Source organism: Bacillus infantis (assembly GCF_008180445.1).
Classification (GTDB): Bacteria; Bacillota; Bacilli; order Bacillales; family Cytobacillaceae; genus Bacillus_AB; species Bacillus_AB infantis_B.
Window position 1 is genome coordinate 176,083 of sequence record NZ_VTER01000003.1, and the last position, 11,141, is coordinate 187,223.

9 protein-coding genes are annotated in these 11,141 nt (G+C 48.9%); 8 read left to right on the forward strand and 1 reads right to left on the reverse strand.

What is annotated here, in order from left to right:
* Positions 1–52 precede the first annotated feature (52 nt).
* Positions 53–1,765, reverse strand: a complete 1,713-nt coding sequence (locus FZD51_RS05565; protein ID WP_148973864.1) for an Rqc2 family fibronectin-binding protein — start codon at positions 1,763–1,765, stop codon at positions 53–55.
* A gap of 329 nt (positions 1,766–2,094) precedes the next feature.
* On the opposite strand from FZD51_RS05565, the gene FZD51_RS05570 reads away from it, so the two are divergent.
* From FZD51_RS05570 to priA, 8 genes are all read left to right on the forward strand, one after another.
* A complete protein-coding gene (locus tag FZD51_RS05570; protein WP_148973865.1) occupies positions 2,095–4,773 on the forward strand; it encodes a calcium-translocating P-type ATPase, SERCA-type in 2,679 nt (892 codons plus the stop codon).
* A 204-nt stretch (positions 4,774–4,977) separates the two neighbouring features.
* Positions 4,978–5,853: a YicC/YloC family endoribonuclease gene (locus FZD51_RS05575; protein ID WP_148973866.1), complete on the forward strand. Its 876-nt coding sequence runs from the start codon at positions 4,978–4,980 to the stop codon at positions 5,851–5,853.
* Between the two features lie 57 nt (positions 5,854–5,910).
* A complete protein-coding gene (remA, locus tag FZD51_RS05580) occupies positions 5,911–6,174 on the forward strand; it encodes an extracellular matrix/biofilm regulator RemA (protein WP_009795972.1) in 264 nt (87 codons plus the stop codon).
* A 10-nt stretch (positions 6,175–6,184) separates the two neighbouring features.
* A complete protein-coding gene (gene gmk / locus FZD51_RS05585) occupies positions 6,185–6,799 on the forward strand; it encodes a guanylate kinase (protein WP_009795971.1) in 615 nt (204 codons plus the stop codon).
* Between the two features lie 4 nt (positions 6,800–6,803).
* Positions 6,804–7,025, forward strand: coding sequence for a DNA-directed RNA polymerase subunit omega (gene rpoZ, locus FZD51_RS05590; protein WP_148974242.1), 222 nt, complete (start codon positions 6,804–6,806; stop codon positions 7,023–7,025).
* A 61-nt stretch (positions 7,026–7,086) separates the two neighbouring features.
* Positions 7,087–7,239 (forward strand): hypothetical protein, encoded by a 153-nt coding sequence (locus FZD51_RS26050; protein WP_187445639.1) that lies wholly within the window; start codon positions 7,087–7,089, stop codon positions 7,237–7,239.
* Positions 7,240–7,488: 249 nt separating this feature from the next.
* Complete coding sequence (coaBC, locus tag FZD51_RS05595; protein ID WP_148973867.1) at positions 7,489–8,694, forward strand: bifunctional phosphopantothenoylcysteine decarboxylase/phosphopantothenate--cysteine ligase CoaBC; 1,206 nt, start codon at positions 7,489–7,491, stop codon at positions 8,692–8,694.
* Positions 8,691–11,099: a primosomal protein N' gene (priA, locus tag FZD51_RS05600; RefSeq protein ID WP_148973868.1), complete on the forward strand. Its 2,409-nt coding sequence runs from the start codon at positions 8,691–8,693 to the stop codon at positions 11,097–11,099. The genes coaBC and priA overlap by 4 nt, the downstream gene beginning before the upstream one ends.
* Positions 11,100–11,141 lie beyond the last annotated feature (42 nt).

The following is an 11,141-nucleotide window of genomic DNA, read 5'->3' on the forward strand; positions in this document are numbered from 1 at the left end:
TTATCTTGAAATAAAAAAGGAAGCAGGATCTGCGGACTCTGCTTCCTTTTTTTTATTGTGAATTTTTTAGTGTCAAAACTGTTTCTTCGTCCGGCGTGACATAAACAGTCTGCTGATTGTCATAGATGACAAACCCCGGCTTTGCACCGCTTGGCTTTTTGACATGGCGCACCTGGGTATAGTCAACAGGCACCGAGCCGGAGTTTCGTGCCTTGCTGAAATAGGCAGCAAGCTTTGCGGCTTCAAGTATCGTTTCATCTGAAGGTGTTTTATCCCTGATGACGACATGGGAGCCGGGAATATCCTTTGTATGAAGCCAGATTTCATCTCTGGCAGCAAGCTTATTGGTCAGATAGTCATTTTGCTTGTTGTTCTTGCCAACATAGATTTCTGTACCGTCCGTTGCTGTGTATCTGTCCAGGACAGGCTTCGCATTGGCTGATTTTTTATTTTGCTTTTTCTGGCGGATGCGGATATAGCCGCCCTCTGCCAGCTCTTCTCTTATTTCCTCGATATCTTTAGTAGAAGCCGCTTCAACCTGCTGCAAAAGGGATTCAAAGTATGCGGCCTCTTCCTTTGCCTTATCGATCTGCTCTTTTACAATGCCGGCGGCTGTTTTAGCTTTCTGATATTTTGTGAAAAATTTCTGAGCATTCTCTGAAGGTGTTTTTTGCGGATCGAGCGGGATGACCATCGTCGCGCCATTTTCATCATAATAGTTGATGACCTCGATTTCCTTCATGCCTTTTTCAGCCGCATACAGATTAGCCGTGAGCAGTTCGCCGGACAGCTGGTACTGATCGGCGTTCCTGGCTTCCTCCAGCGTTTTTTCAAGCTTCTCGATCTTTTTCTCGTTTTTCTCTTTTTCATTAATAATGAAGCGCTCAAGGTCATTTCCCTGCTGCTTGACCCGGTCCCTTTCAGCCTTTCCGAAATAAAACCGGTCCAGCATCCCGCTTAAGGTCTCGAAAGTCCGGCTGCTGCCTCCTGTATGCTCAAGCGGGAACAGATAAAAATTCTCCTTCTGTCCTGCCGTAATGGCTGGTGTATACTCATGATTTTTAACTGGTCCCAGCAATTCCAAAAATGCCTTGGGAATTGTATTCCGGTTGCTCATTCCTGCACGTTTGACAGCTTCTTTCGCAAAAAGAGGCGAAATGCCCGCAAATTGCTCAACAAGCTGCTTATCCATTTTTCCGGCATTAAAATCAAGCCTTCTGAGTATCTCCTCTTCCTCAAGCCCCAGCGGATTGATTTTATTCTGTTCCGGCGGGTTTACATATTCCTGGCCGGGCAGGATGGCCCTGTAGCTGTTCAGGGCATATGAAACATGCTTGATGCTGTCAAGGATCATATTGCGGCCTTTATCTACAAGCACGATGTTGCTGTGGCGCCCCATGATTTCCACAATCAGCTGTTTGTATGAGATATCGCCAATCTCATTCCGCCCTTTTACATCAAGGATGAGAATCCTGTCCAGGCCAACCTGGCGGATATCTTCCAGTATATAGCCTTCCAGATGCTTACGGAGGAGCATACAGAACATAGGGGGCTCACTTGGGTTTTCATACGCCTCATGGGTCAGCTGCGCCCTCGCATAACTTGGATGGGCGGAAAGCAGCAGCTTGTGGTTTTTTCCATTCGCCCTGATGACGAGTACAATTTCGTTTTTGAACGGCTGGTGGATTTTATTGATCCGCCCGCCCTGCAATGTATCTGAGAGCTCATGTGCCATGGCTCTTGTAAACAATCCATCAAATGACATAAGGAACATCCTTTTCTTTTGTCCGGCTGGGGATGATCCCAATCCGGGTGAGTATTTTCAGCAGCTGTTATATGCAGCGCTTTTTTGTTTCTAATATCTTATTTTAGCAAAAATCCTGCAGGATTGCTCATTCTTCCCCTGGACTCTGGCATTTTTTTGGACAGGTCTGAATAAGATTTCTTAGAGCGGAGTGGGACAGCTTTGTGCCATGAACGGCCGCAGGGCTGGAAGACGGGGGAATTCATTCAGATCGAGCAGGATTTCTGTCATGGCCTGCTGCAAGGAGGCAGGCTCCCATAGAATTTTAAAGGAGGAAGAGTGATGGCCGGATGAAGTTCCATGAGATGAATGAAAGAGAAGTGGAAGAAGCATTAAATACGGATTTTTCGGCTGGGCTGACCGATGATGATGTGAAAAAACGGAGGAACCAGCATGGCTTCAATGAACTTTCAGAAGGGGAAAAGCAGTCGGCACTTCTGCTGTTTTTCAGCCAGTTCAAAGATTTTATGGTGCTGGTCCTGCTTGCGGCCACTCTTGTTTCAGGGCTGTTGGGAGAATATATTGATGCGATTGCCATCATAGCGATTGTCATCATTAATGGTTTATTAGGCTTTTTCCAGGAAAGGAAAGCAGAGAAATCGCTCTCTGCTTTAAAGGAATTGTCCGCGCCGCAGGTACAGGTCCTCCGCAGCGGGAAGTGGGTCAGGGTACCCTCCAAGGAGGTAGTGCCAGGTGACCTGCTGAAGTTCTCAAGCGGCGACCGGATTGGTGCAGATATCAGGCTGATTGAATCCAGAAGCCTTGAAATCGAAGAGTCTGCTTTGACAGGTGAGTCAGTTCCCGTTCAGAAGACGACAGCATCCTTAAAAGCGGAAAACCCTGGGCTCGGCGATATGGAGAATATGGCTTTTATGGGCACGATGATTACCAGGGGCAGCGGAGTTGGGGTGGTTGTCGCAACTGGCATGAAGACAGCGATGGGCCAGATAGCCGATCTGCTTCAGAATGCCGAAACGATGGAAACACCTCTTCAGCGCAGGCTGGAGCAGCTTGGTAAAATCCTGATTACAGCAGCTCTCCTATTGACAGTCCTGGTAGTTATTGTCGGCGTCATACAGGGCCACGAGCTCTACACGATGTTTCTCGCGGGTGTTTCCCTTGCGGTAGCAGCCATTCCAGAAGGGCTGCCAGCCATTGTAACGGTCGCCTTATCGCTTGGCGTCCAGCGGATGATCAAGAAAAAGGCCATCGTCAGGAAGCTCCCGGCTGTAGAAACGCTGGGATGCGCTTCTGTCATCTGTTCTGACAAAACCGGAACGATGACACAGAACCAAATGACGGTCACCCATCTCTGGAGCGGAGGGAAACAGTGGACGGTGGACGGCATCGGCTACGAGCCTTCCGGAAATTTTTATAATGATGATAAGCGGGTGGATGTTAAAGCCCAGAAGTCACTCCAGCAGATGCTGATGTTCGGGCTGCTTTGCAACCATGCAGAGCTTGCAGAGAAAAAAGGGGAATACAGCATTGATGGAGATCCCACAGAAGGGGCTCTCCTGGTAGCGGCTATGAAGGCTGGTTACAGGAGGGAAAGCCTGATGGACCAGTACCAGGTCCTCAATGAGTTTCCTTTTGATTCGGCCAGGAAAATGATGAGCATCATTGTCAAAGACAGAAACGGCAGGCAATTCATTGTTACAAAGGGCGCCCCGGATGTTTTGGCGGGAATCAGCGATTCTATCCTTTGGAACGACAAGCGCCAGATGATGACGGGGGAAATGAAGAAAGAGGTCCAGGAAGCGATTGATGGACTTGCTTCCCAGGCGCTGCGGACCATTGCCATCGGCTTCAGGGAGCTCCCGGCAAACCAGGTGGTCCTTGATGAGAAAGAAGCAGAGAAAAACCTTACGCTGATCGGCCTGCAGGGCATGATTGATCCTCCCCGCCCTGAAGTGCGGACAGCGGTGAAGGAGTGCAGGGAAGCAGGCATTAAAACCGTTATGATTACGGGCGACCATGTTATCACTGCCAAGGCGATAGCCAAACAGCTTGGCATCCTGACAGGCAGCAGCAAGGTTCTTGACGGGAAGGCGCTCTCCGAGATGTCAGTCGGCCAGCTGGAGGATGTGGTTGATGAAGTTTCCGTCTTTGCAAGGGTGTCACCGGAGCATAAGCTTAAAATTGTCAAAGCCCTGCAAAACAAAGGGCATATTGTTGCAATGACAGGCGACGGGGTCAATGACGCGCCTGCCATCAAAGCAGCCGACATTGGAGTGGCCATGGGCATTACAGGAACAGATGTGGCGAAGGAAGCTTCAGCTCTTGTCCTTCTGGACGATAACTTCGCCACTATTAAGGCAGCGATCAAAGAAGGGCGGAATATCTATGAAAATATCCGCAAGTTCATCAGATATCTTCTTGCCTCCAACGTCGGTGAAATTCTGGTGATGCTCTTTGCAATGCTCCTTGCATTGCCGCTGCCGCTGGTTCCCATCCAGATTCTCTGGGTCAATCTGGTTACAGACGGGCTCCCGGCAATGGCCCTCGGCCTTGACCAGCCGGAGGATGATGTGATGAAAAGGAAGCCGCGGAGCCCGAAGGAAGGCGTTTTTGCAAGAGGGCTTGGCTGGAAGGTGGTTTCCCGGGGCTTTTTGATCGGGATTGTAACACTTGCAGCATTCATGCTCGCATACAAGAATAATCCTGATCAGCTGGGATATGCCCAGACAGTGGCATTTGCTACCCTTGTCCTGGCCCAGCTCATCCATGTGTTTGATTGCCGGAGCGAAAAGTCAGTTCTGGCCAGGAATCCGTTCGGCAATAAATATCTTGTATGGGCCGTGATTTCTTCGCTTCTGCTGATGATTATCGTCATCTACTATCCGCCGCTGCAGCCAATCTTCCACACGATGGCTATACAGCCTGGAGACTGGATTATGATCACAGGACTTGCATCCGTTCCAACTTTTTTGCTTGCCGGAACGTTTTTATTAAGAAAAACAAAATAAATTATGGTATAATCCTAAAGGTAGTAGAGAAGCCTCTATTACCTTTTCTTTTGTCTTGAAACGCCGGCAAGCTTTGCTTGCTGCTCAGCATACATAAATCTTGAGCAAGATTTGAAAGCCTCATAGCAGCTCCAGCTTTTGGAGACAGGGAAGAAAGTTGCTGTCTGCCGGGAATGGCCCCGAAAAAAGAATGGATGTGATTTTGTGGTTTCAAGTATGACCGGCTACGGCCGGAGCAATAAAAGCACTGATGGCTTTTCGGTCAACATCGAACTGAAAACAGTGAACCACCGGTTTTCCGAGCACCAGCTCCGGATGCCGAGGCAGATGATCAGGCTTGAGGATAAAATAAAGAAGGTTCTGGCCACAAGGATTAAGCGGGGCAGAGTCGAATTATTTGCCAGCATAGAAGGGGAAGGGGCCGTCAGCCGGAAAGTTAATGTTGACTGGGACCTCCTGGATGAATATTATCAATACATAATGCAAATCAAAGAAAGATATCATTTGAGCGATGGTCCGTCAATCACAGATCTCGTCAGCCGGGAGGATATGCTCTCCATCCAGGAAGAAGATGCAGCGGATGGAGAGCTTGAAGCCATTGTCATTGACGCGGTCGAGGAAGCTGCAGAGCGGCTGATTTCCATGCGGAAAGCTGAAGGAGCAGAGCTGGAGAAAGATATCCGGGTCCAGCTGGATAAGCTGCAGGCCTGCCTTGCGCAGCTTAAGAACCTTGCCCCGCTGGTTATCAAGCAGTATGGCGACCGTCTTGAGAAGAAGATGACAGAGTTCCTTGGCGAGCAGATTGACCAAAACCGCATCCTGGCCGAGGTGGCTGTGTTCTCTGATAAAGCCGATATTAATGAGGAAATAACGAGGCTTGACAGCCATATCGGCCAGTTTGGAAGCACCCTTCTGCTGGAAGAGCCTGTCGGCAGGAAGCTGGACTTCCTTCTCCAGGAAATGAACAGGGAAGCCAACACTATTGGATCTAAGGCTAATGATTCCTCGATTGCCAGGGAAGTGGTTGAGATGAAAAGCCTTCTGGAAAAGATGAAAGAGCAGGTACAGAATATAGAATAAACGTTTAAAAGACTTCAATAACGGCCAAAATAAGTAACTGACGATTGGAGGACCACCATGCCGATTAAACTGATTAATATCGGGTTTGGCAATATCGTGTCAGCAAACCGGATTATTTCGATCGTAAGCCCTGAATCAGCACCGATCAAAAGGATTATCCAGGATGCCCGGGACCGGGGCTCTCTCATAGATGCGACATATGGCAGGCGGACAAGGGCTGTCATTGTGATGGACAGCGACCATGTTATTTTGTCTGCTGTCCAGCCGGAGACGGTCGCCCACCGATTAAATGACCGTGATGAAATTATTGATGAAGGGTAGGATCTGATACATGCAGGAAAAGGGTTTACTAATCGTTCTTTCTGGTCCTTCAGGGGTAGGTAAAGGAACTGTACGAAAACAGATTTTTTCACAGCCGGATACTTCTTTTGAGTATTCGATTTCTATGACTACCAGACTTCCGCGTGATGGCGAAGTCCATGGAGTCGATTACTTTTTTTCAAAAAGGGAAGAGTTTGAAGAGCTGATCAAACAGGAAAAGCTCCTTGAATATGCCGAGTTCGTCGGCAACTATTATGGGACTCCTGTTGATTATGTAAGGGAGACACTGGATAAAGGAAGAGATGTATTCCTTGAGATCGAAGTCCAGGGCGCACGGCAGGTCCGTGAAAAATTCCCTGACGGCCTGTTCATTTTCCTTATGCCGCCAAGCCTTACAGAGCTGAAAAACCGGATAACGACAAGGGGTACTGAGACAGAGGATGTTATCAAGAATCGTCTGACTGCCGCCAAGGAAGAAATTGAAATGATGAATCTGTATGATTATGTTGTAGAGAATGACCAGGTGGAACTCGCAAGCGAAAGGATCAAATCCATTGTTGTGGCTGAACATTGCCGCAGGGAACGGGTCGAGCCGCGCTATAAAAAAATGCTGGAGGTTGAATGAACATATGTTATATCCTTCTATTGACTCTTTAATGACTAAAATTGACTCTAAATATTCCCTTGTATCTGTGGCGGCAAAACGTGCCCGCAAGCTTCAGATTGATGCGAAGCCTCAGCTGGACAAATATGTGTCACACAAAAATGTCGGCAAGGCGCTTGAAGAAATTCATGCCAATGAGCTTCACTACAGATTAGGGGCAGTTCCACAGGGTGAAGAGCTGGAATAAAACTTTAAAATAACAACCTGGCATGCGGGGTTGTTATTTTTTTTGGTGCTTGAAGGGGGTCATGTGGGTACTGCTACAGGACGTGGCGTTTTTAGCCAGCGTTCCTTTATTGGGCAAGCTGCTTCCGCAATTTGGATTTGTCCAGCTCCAGGCGCTAGCCCCTCGAGTCATAAGCCACTTCAGGATTGAAGGCAAAGAACGCCTTCTATCCTGAAGCGTCTTATGCTTGTCGGGGCTGAACAAGCGCCTTCCGCATTTCGGATTGTCCAGCTACAGCGGCTAGAGCCTCGAGTCATAAGCCACGGCAGAATTAAAGGCAAAGAACGCCTTTTATTCTGCCGCGTCTTATGCTTGTCGGCTCTGGGCAAGCCGCTTCCGCATTTCAGGATAAAATAGATGAAATATATGTTCGTTTGGAGCATAATGGAGTTTAGAATATTGGGTTTGGATGGGGGTTCGGTTTATGCTGAATGGAAAAAGGATTCTCTTGTGTGTTACAGGCGGAATTGCTGTTTACAAGGCGGCAGCGCTGGCCAGCAAGCTGACTCAGGCCGGCGCGGAGGTTAAGGTCATGATGAGTGAGTCTGCAGTGAAATTCGTGGCGCCGCTGACCTTTCAGGCACTTTCCCGCCATGACGTTTATATAGATACTTTTGATGAAAAAGACTCCAGGGTGATCGCCCATATAGACTTGGCTGATTGGGCCGACCTAATTCTGGTTGCACCGGCGACTGCCAATGTAATCGGCAAGCTGGCCAATGGGATTGCGGATAATATGATCACTACAACGCTCCTGGCTGCGACTGCGCCTGTTTGGATCGCCCCGGCAATGAATGTGCATATGTATGACCATCCGGCAGTACAGAAAAATATCAAGCTGCTTTATGAATACGGCTGCCGGTTCATTGAACCGGGTGAAGGCTATTTGGCTTGCGGATATGTCGGGAAAGGCCGCCTTGAAGAGCCGGAAAAGATCGTCGGCAATATAGAAGGATTTTTCAGGAACAGCGGAAGCCTTTCAGGCAGAAAAGTCGTGGTGACAGCAGGACCGACAAGGGAAAAAATCGATCCTGTCCGCTATATCACCAACCATTCTTCTGGAAAGATGGGCTATGCACTGGCAGAAGAAGCCTTGAAGGCCGGTGCTGAGGTTACGCTGATTTCAGGTCCGACTTCGCTGGTGAAGCCTGCCGGAGCCGCTGTCATTGATGTAGAAAGTGCAGAAGACATGTATCAGGCTGTTGATCGTGTATTTGATGGAGCCGATATTGTCATTAAAACGGCGGCAGTTTCTGACTACCGCCCTAAAGTGATGCACGAAAGCAAGGTGAAGAAGCAGGATGGGGACCAGGTTTTTGAGCTTGAGCGGACCAAGGACATCCTGCTGGATCTTGGCCGCAGAAAAAAACAGCAGATCCTCATTGGATTTGCTGCTGAGACGGATCATGTAGAAGAATATGCCACAAAGAAACTGGCCAAAAAGAATGCTGATATGATCGTTGCCAATAATGTAAAATCTGAAGGCGCAGGGTTCGGCACAGATACGAATATTATCACCATATATAAAAGAGATGGCGGAGCAATAGCGCTGCCGCTTATGAGCAAGCATGAGGCTGCTGCCAGGATCCTGCAAGAAGCCTCAGCTCTGCTAAAGGATGATAACCGATGAATATTGCGAGTGTCATAGTCGATGTGCCGGCCAAGCAGACGGACAGGGCCTTTGATTATAAGATCCCTGACAGCCTTATCGGGGCAATCAAGCCGGGTATGCGTGTCATAGTACCTTTTGGACCGAGAAAAATACAGGGATTCGTCATCGGCTTAAAGGACAGCTCTGATTTCGGCAAGCTGAAGGAGCTCATTGAGCCGATGGACCTGACGCCTGTTCTGAACACGGAGCTTCTTTCTCTCGGCAATTGGCTGACCAGCCATACTCTCAGCTATAAAATATCCGCCTTCCAGGCGATGCTGCCTGCAGCGCTTAAGGCAAAATATACGAAAAAGATAAGGCCAGCCGGCGGCTTGGAAACAGCTTCTTTGCCGGAGGCTGTGCAGAGTGCTTTTGGAACCAGGGACGAGGTACTCTGGGAAGATGCTTCCAAAGCGGGGCTCCTGGCGCTTATGCAGAAAGAAGCGGATAAGGGGAACCTTGAGGTCATCTATGAAGTGAAGGAAAAGGTACGGAAGAAGAAGCTGAAGCATATTATCCCTGCTGCACCAGAAAAGCTGATCAGCTTCAAAGAGGATCTGCCAGTCCAGGCTTCCAGGCAGAAAGAGGTCATCGATTATTTTATTGATAATAATGGACCTGTTGAATTGCGCGAGCTTCTCCCCGCCCTGGGTGTTTCCGCTTCCACCATCAAAGGGCTCGTTCAAAAGGGCATACTTGCTGAAAAAGAAATGGAAGTCTACCGGGATCCTTATGAAGACCGGAACTTTGAGGCAACATCTCCCCTTACACTGACCCCTGAGCAGGATGCGGCCATCAGGCCAATCCTTTCGTCCATTAATGAAACTGAGCATCATGTCTTCCTGCTGTACGGAGTCACTGGCAGCGGAAAAACCGAGGTTTACCTTCAATCCATTCAGCGCGTCCTTGAGCAGGGGCGGGAGGCGATTGTCCTTGTTCCCGAGATTTCCCTGACTCCGCAAATGGTGACCAGGTTTAAGGGCAGGTTCGGGAATCAGGTTGCCGTCCTCCACAGCGGGCTCTCTGCCGGCGAAAAATATGATGAGTGGAGAAAAATCCAGCGCAAGGAAGTGAAGGTTGTTGTCGGGGCAAGGTCTGCCGTTTTCGCCCCCTTCGAGAACCTTGGGATCATCATTATTGATGAAGAACATGAAAACAGCTATAAACAGGAAGAGAATCCCAGATATCATGCGAGGGATGCTGCGATTGAAAGGGCTCAGTACCACAGCTGCCCTGTTGTCCTCGGGAGTGCGACACCTTCGCTTGAGACCTTTGCAAGGGCCCAGAAGGGTGTCTATAAAAAGCTGGAGCTCACCAAAAGGATGAACAGCCAGCCTCTCCCAAAGGTGGAAATCGTGGACATGCGGGAGGAATTAAGGGAAGGGAACCGCTCCATGTTCTCCCGCCAGCTTCTTGAAAAATTAAAGGACAGGCTGGAGAAGAAAGAGCAGACTGTACTTTTCCTCAATAAAAGGGGACATTCCTCTTTTGTCATGTGCAGGGACTGCGGATATGTCGTCAATTGCCCCAATTGCGATATCTCCCTTACCTACCACCAATACAGCCAGCAGATGAAATGCCATTACTGCGGCCATGAAGACCAAGTCCCCCCTGTATGTCCGGAATGCGGAAGCGAACATATCCGCTATTTCGGAACAGGGACGCAGAAAGTGGAAGAAGAGCTTGGAAAAATCCTGCCTGAAGCCAGGGTCGTCAGGATGGACGTTGATACAACGAGCCGAAAAGGCTCACATGAAAGGCTGCTGAACGAATTCCAGGAGGGGCATGCTGATATCCTCCTTGGAACCCAGATGATAGCCAAGGGCCTGGACTTTCCGAATATCACGCTTGTAGGTGTGCTGTCAGCAGACACGATGCTGCACCTCCCCGATTTCCGGGCGTCTGAAAAAACGTTCCAGCTCCTGACACAGGTAAGCGGAAGGGCTGGGCGCCATGAATTGGAGGGAGAAGTGGTTATACAGACCTACACTCCTGAGCATTACAGCATCGAGCTTGCCGGTGAGCAGGATTTTGAAAGCTTCTACCGGACGGAAATGATGGTCAGAAAGATGCATCAATATCCTCCCTTCTATTATATATCGCTCATCACTGTCAGCCATGAAGATTTAATGAAGGCAGTTTCGGTGACAGAGAAAATAACGCAGTTTGCTGCGGCAAGGCTGAGCCCGGAGGCAAACATTCTCGGCCCGGTGGCATCGCCGATTCCGCGGATCAATAATAGATATCGCTATCAATGTCTGATAAAATACAAACGGGAACCAGGATTGGAAAAAGTATTAAAATCGGTTCTCGACCATTATCAGCAGGAGATATCTGCAGGTTTGCAGATATCGGTTGATCTTAATCCCTATATTATGATGTAGACGGGGATTAATGGTTATGAGTTTCGGGGATTTTGTTGAAAA

Coding starts and splice junctions, on each gene's coding strand:
- remA (WP_009795972.1), top strand. CDS start 5,911: ATGCCGATTAAACTGATTAATATCGGGTTTGGCAATATCGTGTCAGCA.
- coaBC (WP_148973867.1), top strand. CDS start 7,489: ATGCTGAATGGAAAAAGGATTCTCTTGTGTGTTACAGGCGGAATTGCT.
- gmk (WP_009795971.1), top strand. CDS start 6,185: ATGCAGGAAAAGGGTTTACTAATCGTTCTTTCTGGTCCTTCAGGGGTA.
- FZD51_RS26050 (WP_187445639.1), top strand. CDS start 7,087: ATGTGGGTACTGCTACAGGACGTGGCGTTTTTAGCCAGCGTTCCTTTA.
- FZD51_RS05565 (WP_148973864.1), bottom strand. CDS start 1,765: ATGTCATTTGATGGATTGTTTACAAGAGCCATGGCACATGAGCTCTCA.
- rpoZ (WP_148974242.1), top strand. CDS start 6,804: ATGTTATATCCTTCTATTGACTCTTTAATGACTAAAATTGACTCTAAA.
- priA (WP_148973868.1), top strand. CDS start 8,691: ATGAATATTGCGAGTGTCATAGTCGATGTGCCGGCCAAGCAGACGGAC.
- FZD51_RS05570 (WP_148973865.1), top strand. CDS start 2,095: ATGAAGTTCCATGAGATGAATGAAAGAGAAGTGGAAGAAGCATTAAAT.